This window comes from Streptomyces bobili (assembly GCF_002154575.1).
Lineage (GTDB): Bacteria > Actinomycetota > Actinomycetes > Streptomycetales > Streptomycetaceae > Streptomyces > Streptomyces bobili.
Genome location: NZ_MUBA01000121.1, coordinates 1 through 17,325, shown reverse-complemented (window position 1 = coordinate 17,325; position 17,325 = coordinate 1). Strand labels below are relative to the sequence as shown.

Below are 17,325 nucleotides of genomic sequence, written 5' to 3'. Positions count from 1 at the left end.
GCGTCGGATGCGTCACGCCCCCTTGGGCCGCGCCCGCACATGCATCCGCTCGCCCTGCGGTCCGAAGAGGCTGAGGAACTCCACCGGCCCCTCCCCCGTCGACCCGAACCAGTGCGGCACCCGCGTGTCGAACTCGGCGGCCTCCCCCGCCGACAGCACCACGTCGTGCTCGCCCAGCACCAGCCGCAGCCGCCCGGACAGCACGTACAGCCACTCGTACCCCTCGTGCGTCCGGGGGTCCGGGTCGCCCGTGCGCTGCGGTTCCAGCACCTTGAACGCCTGGAGGCCGCCGGGCTGGCGGGTCAGCGGCCAGTGGGTGCGGCCGTGCCGGACGATCGGCTGGGCCCGGACCCGCGGGTCGCGCACCGACGGCGCGCCCACCAGTTCGTCCAGCGCCACCTCGTGGGCCCGCGCGATCGGCAGCAGCAGCTCCAGGCTGGGCCTGCGCAGTCCGGACTCCAGCCGGGACAGCGTGCTCACCGAGATACCGGTCGCCTCGGACAGCCCCGCCAGCGTGGCGCCGCGTTCCTTGCGGATCCGGCGCAGCCGGGGCCCGACCTCGGCGAGCACGGTGTCCATGTCGTCGTCGACGCCGTCCACGTCATCCGCCCTGCCGTCGTCACTCATGGATCCCATTGCAGTTTCGGCAAACTTGTTTGTCAATACGGCAGTGTGGCGTGACGGTGGACGTGGAGGTGGTCACACATGACCGAGAACACCGCACTCGCGGACAGCTACGAAGTGATCGTCATCGGCGGCGGCGCCGCGGGCCTGTCCGCGGGCCTGGTGCTGGGCCGGTCCCGGCGCCGCACCCTGGTCGTCGACGCGGGCGAGCCGCGCAACGCGCCCGCCGCCCACATGCAGGGCTATCTGTCGCGGGACGGCATGTCCCCGGCCGAGTTCCTGGCCACCGGGCGCGAGGAGATCGCCCGGTACGGCGTGGAGCTGGTCCGGGACCGGGCCGTGGACGCCACTCGGGACGACGGTTTCACGGTGACGCTGGCGGGCGGCCGGACCGTGCGGGCCCGGCAGCTCGTCGTCGCCACCGGCCTGAAGGACGAGCTGCCCCCGGTCGAGGGGCTCGCCGAGCGGTTCGGACGCGATGTGCTGCACTGCCCGTACTGCCACGGCTGGGAGGTCCGCGACCAGGCCTTCGGGGTGCTCGCCACCAGCCCGATGAGCGTGCACCAGGCGCTGATCGTGACCCAGTGGTCGAAGGACGTGACGCTGTTCCTGCACACGGTGACCGAGGCGGAGCTGTCCGCCGACGACCTGCGCCGGCTCGCGGCGGCCGGTGTCCGGGTGGTACCCGGCGAGGTGGCCGGGCTGGTCGTGGAGGACGACCGGCTCACCGGGGTCCGGCTGGGGGACGGGAGCGCGCACGCCCGCGAGACGCTGTTCGTCGCGCCCAGGGCGGTGCCGCGGACCGACCTGTTGGCACGGCTGGGCGCCGAGATGACCGAGACACCGTTCGGCGTCTACCCGGTGGTGGACGGCCGGGGCCTGACCACCGTGCCGGGCCTGTGGGCGGCGGGCAACGCCTCCGGCTTCGCGGAGCAGGTGATCAACGCGGCGAGCCGTGGCTACCGTGCGGGCGCCGCGATCAACGGGGAGCTGCTGCTGAACGATCTGGACGCCGCCGTCCAGGTGTAGTCGCCACGCCGGCGTTGCACCATGGCTGCATGCTGCTGACCCGGCTCGCCGATGTGTCCCGCGAGGTCGCCGCCACCTCGGCGCGCTCCCGCAAGATCGCTCTGCTCGCCGCGCTGTTCCGGGACGCACAGGCGCAGGACGTGCCGATCGTGATCCCGTATCTCGCCGGACGGCTCCCGCAGGGGCGGCTCGGCATCGGCTGGAAGGCGCTGAGCCGCCCGGTCGCCCCGGCCGCCGCGCCGACCCTGACCGTACGCGAGGTGGACGCCCGGCTCACCGCGCTGGGCGCACTGTCGGGCCCCGGATCCCAGGCCGAACGGGCTCGTCTGGTCGGCGAGTTGATGGGCGCGGCCACTGAGGACGAGCAGCGTTTCCTGATCGCCCTGATCACCGGCGAGGTCCGGCAGGGCGCCCTGGACGCGGTGGCGGTGGAGGGCCTCGCGGAGGCGACCGCCGCTCCCCCGGCGGACGTGCGCCGGGCGGTCATGCTGGCCGGGTCGCTCCGGACGGTGGCCGAGGCGCTGCTCACGGACGGGCCGGCGGCACTGGAACGGTTCCGGCTCACGGTCGGCCGCCCGGTGCTGCCGATGCTCGCGCACACCGCGTCCTCGGTGGCCGAGGCCGTCGGCAAGCTGGGCGCCTGCGCGGTGGAGGAGAAGCTGGACGGCATCCGCGTCCAGGTCCACCGGGACGGCGACACCGTACGGGTCTACACCCGCACCCTCGACGACATCACCGACCGGCTGCCCGAACTCACCTCGGCGGCAATGGGGTTGAACGGCGAACGGTTCATCCTGGACGGCGAGGTCATCGCCCTCGACGACGCCGGCCGGCCGCGTTCCTTCCAGGAGACCGCGGGCCGGGTCGGCTCCCGGGCGGACGTGGCCACGGCCGCCGCGGCGGTCCCCGTCTCGCCCGTCTTCTTCGACGCGCTGTCGGTCGACGGCCGGGACCTGCTCGACCTGCCCTTCTTCGAGCGGCACGCGGAGCTGGCCCGGCTGGTGCCCGAGCCGATGCGGGTGCGCCGGACGGTCCTGGCGGGCGAGGCCGACCTCCAGGCGGCCGAGGACTTCCTGGAGGAGACGCTGGCCAGGGGCCATGAGGGCGTGGTCGTGAAGTCCCTCGACGCGCCCTACAGCGCGGGCCGGCGCGGCGCGTCCTGGCTGAAGTTCAAGCCCGTGCACACGCTCGACCTGGTGGTCCTGGCCGCCGAGCGGGGTCACGGCCGGCGCACCGGCAAGCTCTCCAACCTTCACCTCGGCGCCCGCACCGCCGACGGCGGCTTCGCGATGCTCGGCAAGACCTTCAAGGGCATGACCGACGCCATGCTCACCTGGCAGACCGGCCGCCTCCAGGAGCTGGCCGTCGAGGACGACGGCTGGGTGGTGACCGTACGCCCCGAACTCGTCGTGGAGATCGCCTACGACGGCCTCCAGCGCTCCACCCGCTATCCGGCCGGGGTGACCCTGCGCTTCGCCCGCGTGGTCCGCTACCGCGAGGACAAGCGCCCCGAGGAGGCGGACACCGTGGAGACCCTGCTCGCCGCCCACCCGGAGGTACGGCCGTGACGGCGCGGCGCAGCGCGGGACTGCTGTTGTTCCGGCACACCGCCGACGGTCCGCAGGTGTTGCTGGGGCATATGGGCGGCCCGTACTTCGCGAAGAAGGACGCGGGTGCCTGGACCGTGCCCAAGGGCGAGTACGAGCCCGACGAGCCGGCCTGGGAGGCAGCCCGCCGCGAGTTCCGGGAGGAGCTGGGGGTGGCGCCGCCGGACGGCGAGGCGTTCGCGCTCGGGGAGGTCCGGCAGACCAACGGCAAGATCGTGACGGCCTGGGCGATCGAGGCGGACCTCGACCCGGCGGCGATCGAGCCCGGCACCTTCGTCATGGAGTGGCCGCCGCGCTCGGGGCGGACCGAGGAGTTCCCCGAGCTGGACCGGGTCGCCTGGTACGGCCTGGAGCGGGCGCGCGAGCTGATCGTGAAGGCGCAGGCCGCGTTTCTCGACCGGCTCGCGGAGCACTCGGGCTGAGCGGACGCGCCCGCGTTGCGGGTCCCACCGCGACGCGCGAAGGTCGAAGCACAGCCAGCACTCCAGGAGGTCGGTCATGCCCATCGCGACGGTGAACCCGGCGAACGGCGAGACGCTCAAGACGTACGAGGCCATGGACGAGGAGGAGCTCGAACGCCGGCTCCGCCTCGCCGAGGCCACGTTCCGCACGTACCGCACGACGGCGTTCGCCGACCGCGCCCGGCTGCTGAACCGGGCCGCCGACCTCCTGGACGAGGACCGGGCGGAGATCGCCCGCGTGATGACCACCGAGATGGGCAAGCCGGTGCGGCAGGCACGCGCCGAGGCGGCGAAGTGCGCCAAGGCCATGCGCTGGTACGCCGAGCACGCGCCGGAACTCCTCGCCGACGAGCGGCCCGCCGAGTCCGACGTCAAGGACTCCGGCGCCTCGCACGCCCTGGTCCGCTACCGGCCGCTCGGCCCGGTGCTCGCGGTGATGCCGTGGAACTTCCCGCTGTGGCAGGTCGTCCGCTTCGCCGCGCCCGCGCTGATGGCGGGCAACGTCGGCCTGCTCAAGCACGCCTCGAACGTCCCGCAGACCGCCCTCTACCTGGAGGACCTCTTCCACCGGGCCGGCTTCACCGAGGGCTGCTTCCAGACCCTGCTGATCGGTTCCGGGGCGGTCGACGAGATCCTGCGCGACGAGCGGATCAAGGCGGCCACCCTGACCGGCAGCGAGCCCGCGGGCCGCGCGGTCGCCTCCACCGCGGGCGAGATGGTCAAGAAGACGGTGCTGGAGCTGGGCGGCAGCGACCCGTTCGTCGTCATGCCCTCCGCGGACGTCGACCGGGCGGCCGAGGTCGCGGTGACCGCGCGCGTGCAGAACAACGGGCAGTCGTGCATCGCCGCCAAGCGGTTCATCGTCCACTCGGACGTGTACGACCGCTTCACCGAACGTTTCACCGAGGGGATGAAGGCGCTGAAGGTCGGCGACCCGCTGGAGGAGGAGACGCAGGTCGGTCCGCTCGCGAGCGAGCAGGGCCGCGCCGACCTGGAGGAACTCGTCGACGACGCCCGGCGCGGCGGCGCCACGGTGCTGTGCGGGGGCGAACGTCCCGACGGGCCCGGCTGGTACTACCCCCCGACCGTCCTCGCCGGCCTCGGCCGCGAGATGCGCATCCACCGCGAGGAGGCCTTCGGGCCGGTGGCGACCCTGTACCGGGCGGCCGACCTTGACGAGGCGGTGCTCATCGCCAACGACTCCCCCTTCGGCCTGAGTTCCAACGTATGGACCCGCGAGGCGGCCGAGGTGGACCGTTTTGTACGGGATCTGGAGGCGGGCGGGGTGTACGTCAACGGGATGACCGCGTCCCATCCGGCGTTCCCGTTCGGCGGGGTGAAACGGTCCGGGTACGGGCGTGAGCTGTCCGGGCACGGAATCCGGGAGTTCTGCAACATCACCACGGTTTGGCACGGTGCGTGAGCGCGGCGCGGCTACGATCCCGGTTGTGAACCGCGAAGTGACTCTGCCTCTGATCGTCGATGACCGCGGGACCCTCCAGGTGGCCGCGGCCGACGTGAGCAAGCTGCTCCGCACGCTGGGCGGCCGGTGGCTGCATCTCGTCGAGGCCGGGGCGGAGGGGCTGGACGAGGACACGGTCGCCGCGCTGACCATCGAACTCGCGAAGCTGGCCGACCGCATCGACGTGGCGTGCATCGCGCACAGCAGCGGCGGGGCGCCGTAAAGCCGATACGGTCCGACGCCCAGCCGCCCCCAGCCCGCTACCGGCCGCTACCGGATCGGCATCCCCGACAGGGTCCGCGCGATCACCAGCCGCTGGATCTCGCTCGTGCCCTCGAAGATGGTGTAGATGGCGCTGTCCCTGTGCATCCGCTCCACCGGGTACTCCCGCGTGTAGCCGTTGCCGCCGAGGATCTGGACGGCCTGGGCCGTCACCGTCTTCGCCGTCTCGCTGGCGTACAGCTTCGACATGGAGCCCTCGGCCGCGGTGAACGGGCGGCCGTTGACCGCCATCCAGGACGCGCGCCACACCAGCAGCCGCGCCGCGTCGATCTGGGTGCGCATGTCCGCGAGCTGGAAGGCGACACCCTGGTTGTCGATGATCGGGCGGCCGAACTGCTCGCGCGTCTTCGCGTAGTCGAGGGCGACCTCGTACGCCGCGCGGGCCGTGCCCACGGCCATCGCGCCGACCGCCGGCCGCGAGGCCTCGAACGTCGCCATCGCGGCGTTCTTCACGCGCTCGCCGCCGCCGGCCTTGGCCCGCTCGCGTGCCCGCGCCAGCCGCTCGTCGAGCTTCTGCTTGCCGCCGAGCAGGCAGGAGCCGGGGACGCGCACCTGGTCGAGGATCACCTCGGCGGTGTGCGAGGCGCGGATGCCGTGCTTCTTGAACTTCTGGCCCTGGGCGAGACCGGGCGTGCCCGGCGGGACGATGAAGGAGGCGTGCCCCTTGGAGCCCAGGTCCGGATCGACGACCGCGACGACCACGTGGACGTTGGCGATGCCGCCGTTGGTCGCCCAGGTCTTCGTGCCGTTGATCACCCACTCGTCCTTGGCCTCGTCGTACACGGCACGCGTGCGCATGGAGGCGACGTCGGAGCCGGCGTCGGGCTCCGAGGAGCAGAAGGCGGCCACCTTGACGTCGGCCGGGTCGCCGTACATCTGGGGGATCCAGGTGCCGATCTGTTCCTCGGTGCCGTTGGCGAGGACGCCGACGGCGGCGAGGCCGGTGCCGACGATGGAGAGGGCGATGCCGGCGTCTCCCCAGAACAGCTCTTCCATCGCCATCGGGATACCGAGGCCCGTAGGGTCGAAGTACTGCTGGGCGTAGAAGTCGAGGGAGTAGATGCCGACCTTCGCGGCCTCCTGGATGACCGGCCAGGGAGTCTCCTCACGCTCGTCCCATTCGGCGGCCGCGGGGCGGATGACGTCGGCCGCGAAGCCGTGCAGCCAGTCCCGGACCTCCTTCTGTTCGTCGTTGAGCTCCATGGTGAACTCGGCCATGTCCCCTCCAGTGGCGGAACGTGTGTTACTAGCGGTAACACGAGTCTGTTACCGGTCGGTAGGAAAAGTCAACTCCTGATGACAGCTCGGCAGCCCGTTCGATGTCGGGCCGCCGTCAGGTGTTAGTTTGCGCAGGCGTCACCGAATCACCACGGGTGGGGAGAGCACATGGACACCACACAGCGGACCGAGCAGCAGAGGTCCGCCGACCGCCGCCGGCGTGAACTGCTGGAGGCCGCCGACAGAGTGGTGCTCCGCGACGGGCCCCAGGCCTCCATGAACGCCATCGCGGCGGAGGCCGGCATCACCAAGCCCATCCTCTACCGCCACTTCGGCGACAAGGGCGGACTGTACGCCGCTCTCGCCAAGCGGCACACCGACGCGCTGCTCGCCTCGCTGCGGGCCGCGCTGGACGCTCCCGCCGAACGCCGGGAGCGGGTCGAGGCCACGCTGGACACCTACCTCGCGGCCATCGAGGCCCGCCCTCAGGTCTACCGCTTCCTGATGCACCCGTCGGACGGCGCCCCCGGCGAGCAGGGTTTCGACGTCGGCAAGCACTCGGCCCCCGTGCTGCGGCGGATGGGCGAGGAGCTGGCCCAGGTCATCGAGGAGCGGCTCGACCTCGGCCCCGGCACCCAACAGCTCGCCCGTGTCTGGGGACACGGGCTCGTCGGGATGATGCACGCGGCCGGGGACTGGTGGCTGGGTGAACGGCCCTGCTCCCGCGCCGAGCTGGTGCGCAGCCTCGCCGATCTGCTGTGGGGCCGCCTCGCCGCCGCGGGCGACAAGGTGGGCGGTCCCGGGTTCTGACCCGGCCCCGCGCCCCCGGATGCGTCCGCTCACCCGCTCCAGGAGGCCCGCGCCACCTGGCGCGTCAGCCGCCGTTTGCGCCAGCCCTGAACGCGGTCCGCGTACACCCGCCCCTCCAGGTGGTCGCATTCGTGCTGCAAGCATCTGGCAAAGAATCCCGTCCCGTGGACCGTGACCGGTTCGCCCGTCACCGTGAACCCCTCGACGAGCGCGTGGTCGTAGCGTTCCGTCCCCGCTTCCAGGCCCGGCAGGGACAGACAGCCCTCCGGGCCGCGGATCACCACACCGTCGGCGTCCACCAGGCGTGGGTTGACGAGATGGCCGAGGTGGCGGACGTCCTCGTCGTCGGGGCAGTCGTAGACGAACACCCGCAAGGCCTCGCCGACTTGGTTGGCGGCGAGGCCCACGCCCTCGGCCGCGTACATCGTGGCGAAGAGGTCCTCGACGAGACGGGCCAGTTCCGGACCGAACTCGGTGACCTCCGCGCAGGGTTGCCGCAGGACCGGATCACCGAGCAGGGTGAGGGGCCGGACGCGCCCGTGGGCGCCCGGGATGGAACCTTGTCGCATGGCGGCAAGGGTACGGTCCTTTCTGACACGCGCATGCCGTGCGCAGCGTGAGACGGTGCCGGGATTCGGGACTGTGAATGGATCTCGATAGGCTGACCACCTACCACGTTGCCGTCAGGCTTCAGGCGCGGCGCGTACGCAAGGAGGATCGAGAACTGATGGCAGGCAACTCGGACCCGCTCACGCCGCGGGCCAAGATCGCCGTGACCGCGGGCAAGGCGGTCGCTGCGGCATCGCGGGCCGCGGGACGCGGCAGCGGTTCGGTGATCGGCGGCCGGGTGGCGCTGAAACTCGACCCCGACCTCCTCGCCCGGCTCGCCCAGAACCTGGATGTCATCCTCGTCTCGGCGACCAACGGCAAGACCACGACCACCCGTCTCATCGCGGAGGCCCTGGGGGCCGCGGGCCCGGTCGTCTCCAACGCGCTCGGCGCGAACATGCCCGCCGGCATCACCTCGGCGCTCGCGGGCGGCTCGGACGCCAAGTACGCCGTGATCGAGGTCGACGAGAAGTACCTCGCCGGGGTCGCCCGCGACACCGCGCCCAAGTGCATCGCGCTGCTCAACCTCTCGCGCGACCAGCTGGACCGCGCCGCCGAGACCCGCATGCTCGCCGAGAACTGGCGCGAGGGACTGGCCGGTTCCAAGGCCGTCGTCATCGCCAACGCCGACGATCCCCTGGTGGTGTGGGCCGCGTCCTCCTCCCCCAACGTGATCTGGGTCGCCGCCGGGCAGATGTGGAAGGACGACGCCTGGTCCTGCCCGTCCTGCGGCGGTGTGATGCAGCGCCCCGGCGACGACTGGTTCTGCGGCGAGTGCGGGTTCCGGCGGCCGACGCCGAGCTGGGCGCTCTCCGGCGACCACGTCCTCGACCCGCACGGCTCCGCCTGGCCGATCCACCTCCAGCTGCCGGGCCGCGCCAACAAGGCCAACGCCGCCTCCTCGGCCGCCGTCGTCGCCGTGTTCGGCGTGCCGCCGCAGGTCGCGCTGGAGCGGATGTACCAGGTGCAGGCCGTCGCCGGACGCTACGACGTCGTCCAGTTCATGCAGCGCGACCTGCGCCTGCTGCTGGCGAAGAACCCGGCGGGCTGGCTGGAGACGTTCAGCCTGATCGATCCGCCGCCCACGCCGGTCATCCTCTCGGTGAACGCGCGCGGCGCCGACGGCACCGACACCTCCTGGCTCTGGGACGTCGACTACACCCGGCTGACCGGCCACCCGATCTTCGTCGTCGGTGACCGCAAGCTGGACCTCGCCGTGCGGCTCGAGGTGGCCAACCAGCACTTCCAGGTGTGCGAGAACGTCGACCAGGCCGTGCAGCTGGCGCCGCCCGGCCGTATCGAGGTCATCGCGAACTACACCGCATTCCAGGACCTGCGCCGCCGCGTCGGCAACTGACCCGAGGAGCTTCACGTGATGAGTGACAACCAACTGCGGGTCGTCTGGATCTACCCGGACCTGCTCAGCACCTACGGCGACCAGGGCAACGTCCTGGTCGTGGAGCGGCGGGCGCGGCAGCGCGGGCTCGACGTGGCCCGGCTGGACGTGCGCAGCGACCAGCCGATCCCGACCTCCGGCGACATCTACCTGATCGGCGGCGGTGAGGACCGGCCGCAGCGGCTGGCCGCCGAGCGGCTGCGCCGGGACGGGCACCTGTACCAGGCGGTGCAGAACGGCGCGATCGTGTTCGCGGTGTGCGCCGGCTACCAGATCCTGGGCCACGAGTTCGTCAACGACCTCGGTCAGCGCGAGCCCGGCCTCGGTCTGCTCGACGTCACCACGACCCGCGGTGAGGGCGAGCGCTGTGTCGGCGACGTCCTCGCGGACATCGACCCGCGTCTCGGGCTGCCCTCGCTCACCGGCTTCGAGAACCACCAGGGCATCACCCACCTCGGCCCGACCGCCCGCCCGCTCGCCCGCGTCCAGATCGGCAAGGGCAACGGCACGGGCGACGGCACCGAGGGCGCGTACAACGACACCGTCTTCGGCACCTACATGCACGGTCCGGTACTGGCCCGCAACCCGCTCATCGCGGATCTGCTGCTGAAGCTGGCGCTCGATGTGAACGCGCTCCCGCCGACCGACGACCGCTGGTACGAGGCCCTGCGCAGCGAGCGCATCGCGTCCGCGCAGCAGCCCGCCTAGCAGGCGCTCCGCGGCAGCCCGCGTGACCTGTGTGTTCACCCGATCTTCGGGGTGCCGCCAGCAGCCCGAATGACGGTACGTCCGCACAGGTGAGCAGGCACGTCCAGCAGGCGGACGTGCGCTTCGGCCCCGCCCCCTCCTGCCGCTAGGGTGGCGGGGATCGAGCCGGACAATGCGGTCCGGATCCGGCCCACGTGGAGAAGGTTGTTCGGGCTATGCGCATTGGTGTCCTCACGTCCGGCGGCGACTGCCCCGGCCTGAACGCCGTCATCCGGTCCGTCGTGCACCGTGCCGTCGTGGACCACGGCGACGAGGTCATCGGCTTCCGGGACGGCTGGAAGGGCCTCCTGGAGTGCGACTACCTCAAACTCGACCTCGACGCGGTGGGCGGCATCCTCGCCCGCGGCGGCACGATCCTCGGCTCCTCCCGCGTCCAGCCCTCCCAGTTGCGGGACGGCGTGGAGCGGGCCCGCGGACACGTCGAGGAACTCGGCCTCGACGCCATCATCCCGATCGGCGGTGAGGGCACGCTCAAGGCGGCCCGGCTGATGTCGGACAGCGGCCTGCCCATCGTCGGCGTGCCGAAGACCATCGACAACGACATCGCCGTCACCGACGTGACCTTCGGCTTCGACACCGCCGTCGGTGTCGCCACCGAGGCGCTCGACCGGCTCAAGACCACCGCCGAGTCCCACCAGCGGGTCCTCGTCGTGGAGGTCATGGGGCGGCACACCGGCTGGATAGCGCTGCACTCCGGCATGGCGGCCGGCGCCCACGCCATCGTCGTACCGGAGCGTCCCTTCGACATCGAGGAGCTGGCCCGGCGGGTCGGCGAGCGGTTCGAGGCCGGCAAGCGGTTCGCCATCGTCGTCGTCGCGGAGGGGGCCAAGCCGGCGCCCGGCTCGATGGCCTTCGACGAGGGCGGCAAGGACATCTACGGGCACGAGCGGTTCGCCGGGATCGCCCGGCAGCTCTCCATCGAGCTGGAGCAGCGGCTCGGCAAGGAGGCCCGGCCGGTGATCCTCGGGCACGTCCAGCGGGGCGGCACGCCCACCGCGTACGACCGGGTGCTCGCCACCCGGTTCGGGTGGCACGCGGTGGAGGCCGTGCACCGGGGCGAGTTCGGGAAGATGACGGCCCTGCGCGGGACGGACATCGTGATGGTGGAACTCGCGGAGGCCGTCGAAACGCTGAAGACGGTGCCCGAGGACCGGTACGCCGAAGCGGAGTGCGTGCTCTAGCCTTCCGGGCTCCTCGTGGGTGCCCCTGTCTCTGCCCCCGGTGACGTGAGTCGCCGGGGGCGGTTCTAGTCTTGGGGCGCAGGAAACGTACAACCCCCCACGAATCAGGAGCCGGCGGATGGATCACAGCGGGCACGGCATGACCATGGATCTGCCGCCGTTCACGCTGGGGCGGGGTCTTCAGTGGTCACCGGACCCGTTCTTCCTCGTCGCCTGTCTGGCCGCGCTCGGGCTGTACGCCTGGGGTGTCGTGCGGCTGCGGCGGCGCGGGGACGCGTGGTCGGCGGGGCGGACGGTGGCGTTCGTCGTCGGCGTACTGACGATCATGCTGGTGATGTGCACGAGGCTGAACGACTACGGCATGGTCATGTTCAGCGTGCACATGGTGCAGCACATGGTGATCAGCATGCTGTCGCCGATCCTGCTCCTGCTCGGCGCCCCGGTCACCCTGGCGCTGCGCGCCCTGCCCACCGCGGGCAAGGGCCGCAAGGGGCCGCGTGAGCTGCTGCTGATGCTGCTGCACAGCTGGTACATGCGGATCGTCACGCATCCCGCGTTCACGATCCCCTTGTTCATCGCGAGCCTGTACGCGCTGTACTTCACGCCGATCTTCGACTTCCTGATGGGCTCGGACCTCGGGCACGCGGCGATGATGGTGCACTTCCTCGCCGTCGGCGTGGTGTTCTTCTGGCCGATCATGGGCGTGGACCCGGGGCCGAACCGGCCGGGCTACCTGATGCGGATGCTGGAGCTGTTCGCCGGAATGCCGTTCCACGCGTTCTTCGGCATCGCGCTGATGATGGCGTCCACGCCGATGGTGAAGACGTTCGAGAACCCGCCCGCCTCCCTCGGCATCGACGCCCTCGCCGACCAGAACGCGGCCGGCGGTATCGCCTGGGCGTTCAGCGAGATCCCGTCGGTGCTGGTGCTGATCGCGCTGCTGTTCCAGTGGTACGGCTCCGAGCAGCGGCAGGCCAAGCGCCAGGACCGGGCCGCCGACCGTGACGGTGACAAGGAGCTGGAGGCGTACAACGCCTACCTGGCCTCGCTGAGCGGACGCCGTTGACCGGACGCCGTTGACCGGATGCCGTGGGCACCGTTGACGCCGTTGGGCGTTCGCCGGGGCTGAAGGGCCGGAACCAGGGCACCATGGAGGGGGACACACCCTGTGGGGGGTGTGCCGGAGGAGGGTGTCGCGATGCCCCGGTCCATGAACGGTTCGGCGGACAGTTCCACGAAGACCATGGGGGTGCTCACCATCGGCGGCCTCGTCGCGGTGACCGCCTACACGGTGGCGCTCGGCAGCAACGGCTGGCTGTGGTTCGGCTGGGTCGTGCTCGGGCTGATCACCCTCGCGATGGTCGCCATGCGCACGACGTGATGACCGGGCGGCTCAGCCCGGTGTCAGGCGGGCCGCCGAGTGGACGCCCGGCTGGTACTTCGGCAGCCGGGCGCTGATCCTCATGCCCGCTCCGGGCGCGGTCTCGATCACCAGGCCGTGGTCGTCGCCGTACACCTGGCGGAGCCGGTCGTCGACGTTGGACAGGCCGATGCCGCCGGACGGACTGACCTCGCCGGCCAGGATGCGGCGCAGCAGGGCCGGGTCCATGCCCGCGCCGTCGTCCTCGATGACGACCAGGGCCTCGGCGCCGGCGTCCTGGGCGGTGATCTGGATATGGCACTTGTCGGCCTTGCCCTCCAGGCCGTGCTTGACGGCGTTCTCCACCAGCGGCTGGAGGCAGAGGAAGGGCAGGGCCACCGGAAGGACCTCCGGCGCTATCTGGAGGGTGACGGAGAGGCGGTCGCCGAAGCGGGCCCTGACCAGTGCCAGATAGTGGTCGATGGCGTGCAGTTCGTCGGCGAGGGTGGTGAAGTCGCCGTGCCGGCGGAACGAGTAGCGGGTGAAGTCGGCGAACTCCAGGAGCAGCTCGCGGGCCCGCTCCGGGTCGGTACGGACGAACGAGGCGATCACCGCCAGCGAGTTGAAGATGAAGTGCGGGGAGATCTGCGCGCGCAGGGCCTTGATCTCGGCCTCGATGAGGCGGGTGCGGGAGTCGTCGAGGTCGGCCAGCTCGAGCTGGACGCTCACCCAGCGGGCCACCTCGCCCGCGGCCCGGACCAGCACGGCCGACTCACGCGGCGCGCAGACGACGAGGGCGCCGTGCACCCGGTCGTCGACGGTCAGCGGGGTGAGCACGGCCCAGCGGACCGGGCAGTCGGGGGCGTCGCAGGTGAGCGGGAAGGCCTCGCCGCGGCCGGTGTCGAGCGGGCCGGCCAGCCGGGCCATGATCTCCGTGCGGTGGTGGGCGCCCACGCCGTCCCAGGCCAGGAGCTGTTCGCGGTCCGTGAGGCAGAGTGCGTCCGTGCCGAGCAGGGTGCGCAGCCGGCCGGCGGACTTGCGGGCCGTCTCCTCGGTGAGGCCGGCGCGCAGCGGCGGGGCGGCGAGGGAGGCGGTGTGCAGGGTCTGGAAGGTGGCGTGCTCGACGGGTGTGCCGAGGTCGCCGAGGCTCTGCGGGCGGGCGGTGCGCCGGCCCAGCCAGAAGCCGACGGCGAGGCAGGGCAGGATCGCGATGCACAGGCCCGCGAGGAAGCCGCTCATGCCTTGACCTCCGCCGCCCGCAGTTCCTCCGGCAGATGGAAGCGGGCCAGGATCGACGCCGTACCGGCCGGGACGCGGCCCGGGGTGGCCAGGGACACCAGGATCATGGTGAGGAAACCCAACGGGACCGACCACAGGGCGGGCCAGGCCAGCAGGGCGTGCAGGCCGCCCGTGACGGGCAGCCCCGCCATGGTCGCGGCGACGGCGACGAAGGCCGAGCCGCCGCCCACCAGCATCCCGGCGGCGGCGCCCGGCGGGGTCAGCCGGCGCCACCAGATGCCTAGGACGAGCAGCGGGCAGAACGAGGACGCGGACACGGCGAAGGCGAGCCCCACCGCGTCGGCGACGGGCAGCCCGCCCACCAGCAGGCTCGCGGCGAGCGGTACGGCCATGGCGAGACCGGTGCCCAGCCGGAAGTGCCGTACGCCGCGGGTGGGCAGGACGTCCTGGGTGAGGACGCCCGCGACGGCCATGGTCAGGCCCGACGCGGTGGACAGGAACGCAGCGAAGGCGCCGCCCGCGACCAGCGCGCCGAGGAGGTCGCCGCCGAGGCCGCCGATCATGCGGTCGGGCAGCAGCAGGACGGCCGCGTAGGCGTCGCCGGTGAGGGCCAGCTCCGGGGCGTAGATGCGGCCGAGGGCGCCGTAGACGGGCGGCAGCAGGTAGAAGGCGCCGATCAGGGCCAGGACGGCGACGGTGGTGCGGCGGGCGGCGACACCGTGCGGACTGGTGTAGAAGCGGACGACGACGTGCGGCAGGCCCATCGTGCCGAGGAAGGTGGCGAGGATCAGGCCGTACGTGGCGTACAGCGGGCGTTCCTCCCGACCTGCGGCGAGGCTGGTGGACATGCCGCCGTTGCTGCCGCGTTCGGCGGTGGGGACGGGGGTGCCGGGGGTGAAGCCGAGGCGGGTGCCCTGTTCGATGCGGTGGGTGCCGGCGGGGAGGCTGAGGGCGGCCTCCTCGTGGCGGTGGCCGTCGACCGTGCCGGTCACCGTCACGGTCAGGGGCCGGTCCAGCAGCAGGTCGAGGGTGGTGTCGACGCGGACGGCCCGCTGGTCGCGGAAGGCGGGCGGCTCCTCGAAGACGTGCCGGGGCGCGCCGTCGGCCTGCCAGGCGAGGATCAGGAAGAGGGCGGGGACGAGGAGGGCGGTGAGCTTGAGCCAGTACTGGAAGGCCTGCACGAAGGTGATGCTGCGCATGCCGCCGGCGGCGACGGTCGCGACGACCACGACGGCGACGATGAGTCCGCCGAGGGAGTCGGGCGCCCCGGTCAGCACGGTCAGGGTCAGTCCGGCGCCCTGGAGCTGGGGCAGCAGATAGAGCCAGCCGACGCCGACGACGAAGGCGCCTGCGAGCCTCCGTACCGCCTGGGAGGCGAGGCGGGCCTCGGCGAAGTCGGGGAGGGTGTAGGCGCCGGAGCGGCGCAGCGGGGCGGCGACGAAGAGCAGCAGGACCAGGTAGCCGGCGGTGTAGCCGACCGGGTACCAGAGCATGTCCGGGCCCTGTACGAGGACCAGTCCCGCGATGCCGAGGAAGGAGGCCGCGGAGAGGTACTCGCCGCTGATGGCGGCGGCGTTGAGGCGGGGGCCGACCGTGCGGGAGGCGACGTAGAAGTCGGAGGTCGTGCGGGAGATGCGCAGGCCGAAGGCGCCGACGAGGACGGTCGCCACGACGACGAGGGCGACGGCGGGGACGGCGAACGTGGAGTTCATCGGTCCTCGACCAGGCGCACGAGGTCGCGTTCGTTGCGTTCGGCGCGGCGGACGTACCAGCGGGCGAGGAGCACCAGCGGGGCGTACAGGCCGAAGCCGAGGACCGCCCACTCCAGGCGGCGGGCGTCGGGCATCGCCGCGAACAGCAGGGGCAGCGGGCCGACCAGCAGGACGAGGACGGCGAACACGGTGAGGGCGGCGCGCAGCTGGGTGCGCATGAGGGAGCGGACGTAGGTGTGGCCGAGGGTGGTCTGCTCGTCGATCTCGGTGCGCGGGCGGTAGTAGCCGGAGGTACGTCGGGTGCGGCGGGGCGGGCCGGTGACGACGACGCGGCGCTCGGCGGGGTCCTGCTGGGGCACCGTCACGGCCTCCTCATCAGCAGGTCCCGCAGTTCGCGGGCGTGGCGGCGGCTGACCTGGAGTTCCTCGCCGCCGACGACGACGCTGACGGTGCCGGCGTCCAGCCGGAGTTCGCCTATGTGGCGCAGGGCGACGAGGTGGCGGCGGTGGATGCGGACGAAGCCGCGGGCGCGCCAGCGCTCCTCCAGGGTGGACAGCGGGATGCGGACGAGGTGGCTGCCGCGGTCGGTGTGCAGGCGGGCGTAGTCGCCCTGGGCCTCCACGTGGGTGATGTCGTCGACGGGGACGAACCGGGTCACCCCGCCCAGCTCGACGGGTATCTGGTCGGGGTCGGGTTCGTGGACGGGGATGCGGGGGGCGGCGCCGCGCTGTTCGGCGGCGCGGCGGACGGCCTCGGCGAGGCGTTCCTTGCGGACCGGTTTGAGGACGTAGTCGACGGCCTTCAGGTCGAAGGCCTGGACGGCGAAGTCCTCGTGGGCGGTGACGAACACCACCAGGGGCGGTCGGGCGAAGCCGGTGAGCAGCCGGGCCAGGTCGAGGCCGTCGAGGCCGGGCATCTGGATGTCGAGGAAGACGACGTCGATGGCCTCCGGGCCGTCGGGGCCGGACTCCAGGGCCCTGTTGATCCGGCGCAGCGCCTCCGTCGCGTCACCGGCGCCCTCCACGCTCCCGATCCGGGGATCCGCGGTGAGCAGGTAGAGCAGCTCCTCCAGTGAGGGGCGTTCGTCGTCGACGGCGAGGGCGCGCAGCATGAAGGTGGAGTGTAGGGGCGATCCGTACGGCTGGACATGTACCGGGGTGCGGACGTATCCGCTGGATACAGTGCCCACATGAACAGCGGCCCCGCCCCTTTCGACGAGCTCGACCGGAAGATCCTCACCGCGCTGATGGCGAATGCCAGGACGAGCTTCGCCGAGATCGGCACGGCGGTCGGGCTGTCGGCGACCGCGGTCAAGCGCCGGGTGGACCGGCTGCGGGACAGCGGCGTGATCACCGGGTTCACGGCGACGGTGCAGCCGTCGGCGCTGGGCTGGCGTACGGAGGCGTACGTGGAGGTGTACTGCGAGGGGGCCGCGCCGCCCGTCACCGTCATCGCCGCGGTGATCTCCGGATGGTTGCGCACCACCTCCGTGAGCCGCCGCGGCGGCGCGGCCCCCTCGCAGTACACCTCCACGTACGCCTCCGTACGCCAGCCCAGCGCCGACGGC

Annotated in this window: 19 protein-coding genes; 12 read left to right on the top strand and 7 right to left on the bottom strand. The window is 72.1% G+C overall.

Annotation, left to right across the window (positions count from 1 at the left end):
* Nucleotides 1-12: 12 nt before the first annotated feature.
* Nucleotides 13-627, bottom strand: coding sequence for a helix-turn-helix domain-containing protein (locus tag BZL64_RS10870; protein ID WP_244205296.1), 615 nt, complete (start codon nucleotides 625-627; stop codon nucleotides 13-15).
* A 78-nt stretch (nucleotides 628-705) separates the two neighbouring features.
* On the opposite strand from BZL64_RS10870, the gene BZL64_RS10865 reads away from it, so the two are divergent.
* From BZL64_RS10865 to BZL64_RS10845, 5 genes are all read left to right on the top strand, one after another.
* Nucleotides 706-1,653, top strand: coding sequence for an NAD(P)/FAD-dependent oxidoreductase (locus BZL64_RS10865; protein ID WP_086768489.1), 948 nt, complete (start codon nucleotides 706-708; stop codon nucleotides 1,651-1,653).
* A gap of 29 nt (nucleotides 1,654-1,682) precedes the next feature.
* Nucleotides 1,683-3,221 (top strand): ATP-dependent DNA ligase, encoded by a 1,539-nt coding sequence (locus tag BZL64_RS10860; protein WP_086768487.1) that lies wholly within the window; start codon nucleotides 1,683-1,685, stop codon nucleotides 3,219-3,221.
* The gene (locus BZL64_RS10855) at nucleotides 3,218-3,682 is read left to right on the top strand and encodes an NUDIX hydrolase (RefSeq protein WP_086768486.1); all 465 of its coding nucleotides are present in this window, start codon (nucleotides 3,218-3,220) and stop codon (nucleotides 3,680-3,682) included. Before BZL64_RS10860 ends, BZL64_RS10855 begins: the two co-directional genes overlap by 4 nt.
* Before the next feature lie 76 nt (nucleotides 3,683-3,758).
* Entirely contained in the window at nucleotides 3,759-5,144 is a 1,386-nt protein-coding gene (locus BZL64_RS10850) for an NADP-dependent succinic semialdehyde dehydrogenase (RefSeq protein WP_086768484.1), read from the top strand.
* A 25-nt stretch (nucleotides 5,145-5,169) separates the two neighbouring features.
* Complete coding sequence (locus tag BZL64_RS10845) at nucleotides 5,170-5,406, top strand: DUF6213 family protein (RefSeq protein WP_057580803.1); 237 nt, start codon at nucleotides 5,170-5,172, stop codon at nucleotides 5,404-5,406.
* A gap of 47 nt (nucleotides 5,407-5,453) precedes the next feature.
* Here BZL64_RS10845 and BZL64_RS10840 read toward each other — a convergent pair whose 3' ends face one another.
* Nucleotides 5,454-6,683 carry an acyl-CoA dehydrogenase family protein gene (locus BZL64_RS10840; RefSeq protein ID WP_086768482.1) on the bottom strand — a complete coding sequence of 410 codons (1,230 nt, stop codon included), beginning with the start codon at nucleotides 6,681-6,683 and terminating at the stop codon, nucleotides 5,454-5,456.
* 168 nt (nucleotides 6,684-6,851) lie between these two features.
* Between BZL64_RS10840 and BZL64_RS10835 the strand changes: the two genes are divergently transcribed.
* Entirely contained in the window at nucleotides 6,852-7,493 is a 642-nt protein-coding gene (locus BZL64_RS10835; protein ID WP_086768480.1) for a TetR/AcrR family transcriptional regulator, read from the top strand.
* 29 nt (nucleotides 7,494-7,522) lie between these two features.
* Here the strand turns inward: BZL64_RS10835 and def are convergent, their stop codons facing one another.
* Complete coding sequence (def, locus tag BZL64_RS10830) at nucleotides 7,523-8,062, bottom strand: peptide deformylase (protein ID WP_086768478.1); 540 nt, start codon at nucleotides 8,060-8,062, stop codon at nucleotides 7,523-7,525.
* Between the two features lie 158 nt (nucleotides 8,063-8,220).
* Here def and BZL64_RS10825 point away from each other — a divergent pair, with 158 nt between their 5' ends.
* From BZL64_RS10825 to BZL64_RS10805, 5 genes are all read left to right on the top strand, one after another.
* Nucleotides 8,221-9,459: a Mur ligase family protein gene (locus BZL64_RS10825; protein WP_086768476.1), complete on the top strand. Its 1,239-nt coding sequence runs from the start codon at nucleotides 8,221-8,223 to the stop codon at nucleotides 9,457-9,459.
* 18 nt (nucleotides 9,460-9,477) lie between these two features.
* Nucleotides 9,478-10,206, top strand: a complete 729-nt coding sequence (locus BZL64_RS10820) for a type 1 glutamine amidotransferase (RefSeq protein ID WP_086768474.1) — start codon at nucleotides 9,478-9,480, stop codon at nucleotides 10,204-10,206.
* Between the two features lie 215 nt (nucleotides 10,207-10,421).
* A complete protein-coding gene (locus tag BZL64_RS10815) occupies nucleotides 10,422-11,447 on the top strand; it encodes a 6-phosphofructokinase (protein ID WP_086768472.1) in 1,026 nt (341 codons plus the stop codon).
* A gap of 118 nt (nucleotides 11,448-11,565) precedes the next feature.
* Nucleotides 11,566-12,513, top strand: coding sequence for a cytochrome c oxidase assembly protein (locus BZL64_RS10810; RefSeq protein WP_086768470.1), 948 nt, complete (start codon nucleotides 11,566-11,568; stop codon nucleotides 12,511-12,513).
* Between the two features lie 132 nt (nucleotides 12,514-12,645).
* Nucleotides 12,646-12,828: a hypothetical protein gene (locus BZL64_RS10805; RefSeq protein WP_086768560.1), complete on the top strand. Its 183-nt coding sequence runs from the start codon at nucleotides 12,646-12,648 to the stop codon at nucleotides 12,826-12,828.
* 12 nt (nucleotides 12,829-12,840) lie between these two features.
* Here BZL64_RS10805 and BZL64_RS10800 read toward each other — a convergent pair whose 3' ends face one another.
* The 4 genes from BZL64_RS10800 to BZL64_RS10785 are packed head-to-tail and all read right to left on the bottom strand — an operon-like array spanning nucleotide 12,841 to nucleotide 16,869.
* Nucleotides 12,841-14,046 carry a sensor histidine kinase gene (locus BZL64_RS10800; RefSeq protein ID WP_086768469.1) on the bottom strand — a complete coding sequence of 402 codons (1,206 nt, stop codon included), beginning with the start codon at nucleotides 14,044-14,046 and terminating at the stop codon, nucleotides 12,841-12,843.
* Nucleotides 14,043-15,758 (bottom strand): sodium/solute symporter, encoded by a 1,716-nt coding sequence (locus BZL64_RS10795; RefSeq protein WP_086768464.1) that lies wholly within the window; start codon nucleotides 15,756-15,758, stop codon nucleotides 14,043-14,045. Before BZL64_RS10795 ends, BZL64_RS10800 begins: the two co-directional genes overlap by 4 nt.
* A complete protein-coding gene (locus BZL64_RS10790; protein WP_086768558.1) occupies nucleotides 15,755-16,117 on the bottom strand; it encodes a hypothetical protein in 363 nt (120 codons plus the stop codon). The genes BZL64_RS10795 and BZL64_RS10790 overlap by 4 nt, the downstream gene beginning before the upstream one ends.
* Nucleotides 16,118-16,119: 2 nt before the next feature.
* Nucleotides 16,120-16,869: a LytR/AlgR family response regulator transcription factor gene (locus BZL64_RS10785; protein WP_086768462.1), complete on the bottom strand. Its 750-nt coding sequence runs from the start codon at nucleotides 16,867-16,869 to the stop codon at nucleotides 16,120-16,122.
* 78 nt (nucleotides 16,870-16,947) lie between these two features.
* Between BZL64_RS10785 and BZL64_RS10780 the strand changes: the two genes are divergently transcribed.
* The coding region (locus tag BZL64_RS10780; protein WP_244205295.1) for an Lrp/AsnC family transcriptional regulator at nucleotides 16,948-17,325 on the top strand (378 nt) is incomplete at its 3' end.

Bases quoted from the DNA above. Each gene is read 5' to 3' on its own strand.
- BZL64_RS10825 (WP_086768476.1), top strand. From the start codon at position 8,221: ATGGCAGGCAACTCGGACCCGCTCACGCCGCGGGCCAAGATCGCCGTG.
- BZL64_RS10815 (WP_086768472.1), top strand. From the start codon at position 10,422: ATGCGCATTGGTGTCCTCACGTCCGGCGGCGACTGCCCCGGCCTGAAC.
- BZL64_RS10805 (WP_086768560.1), top strand. From the start codon at position 12,646: ATGCCCCGGTCCATGAACGGTTCGGCGGACAGTTCCACGAAGACCATG.
- BZL64_RS10840 (WP_086768482.1), bottom strand. From the start codon at position 6,683: ATGGCCGAGTTCACCATGGAGCTCAACGACGAACAGAAGGAGGTCCGG.
- BZL64_RS10865 (WP_086768489.1), top strand. From the start codon at position 706: ATGACCGAGAACACCGCACTCGCGGACAGCTACGAAGTGATCGTCATC.
- BZL64_RS10850 (WP_086768484.1), top strand. From the start codon at position 3,759: ATGCCCATCGCGACGGTGAACCCGGCGAACGGCGAGACGCTCAAGACG.
- BZL64_RS10870 (WP_244205296.1), bottom strand. From the start codon at position 627: ATGAGTGACGACGGCAGGGCGGATGACGTGGACGGCGTCGACGACGAC.
- BZL64_RS10820 (WP_086768474.1), top strand. From the start codon at position 9,478: ATGAGTGACAACCAACTGCGGGTCGTCTGGATCTACCCGGACCTGCTC.
- BZL64_RS10860 (WP_086768487.1), top strand. From the start codon at position 1,683: ATGCTGCTGACCCGGCTCGCCGATGTGTCCCGCGAGGTCGCCGCCACC.
- BZL64_RS10795 (WP_086768464.1), bottom strand. From the start codon at position 15,758: ATGAACTCCACGTTCGCCGTCCCCGCCGTCGCCCTCGTCGTCGTGGCG.
- BZL64_RS10835 (WP_086768480.1), top strand. From the start codon at position 6,852: ATGGACACCACACAGCGGACCGAGCAGCAGAGGTCCGCCGACCGCCGC.
- BZL64_RS10785 (WP_086768462.1), bottom strand. From the start codon at position 16,869: ATGCTGCGCGCCCTCGCCGTCGACGACGAACGCCCCTCACTGGAGGAG.
- BZL64_RS10810 (WP_086768470.1), top strand. From the start codon at position 11,566: ATGGATCACAGCGGGCACGGCATGACCATGGATCTGCCGCCGTTCACG.
- def (WP_086768478.1), bottom strand. From the start codon at position 8,062: ATGCGACAAGGTTCCATCCCGGGCGCCCACGGGCGCGTCCGGCCCCTC.
- BZL64_RS10800 (WP_086768469.1), bottom strand. From the start codon at position 14,046: ATGAGCGGCTTCCTCGCGGGCCTGTGCATCGCGATCCTGCCCTGCCTC.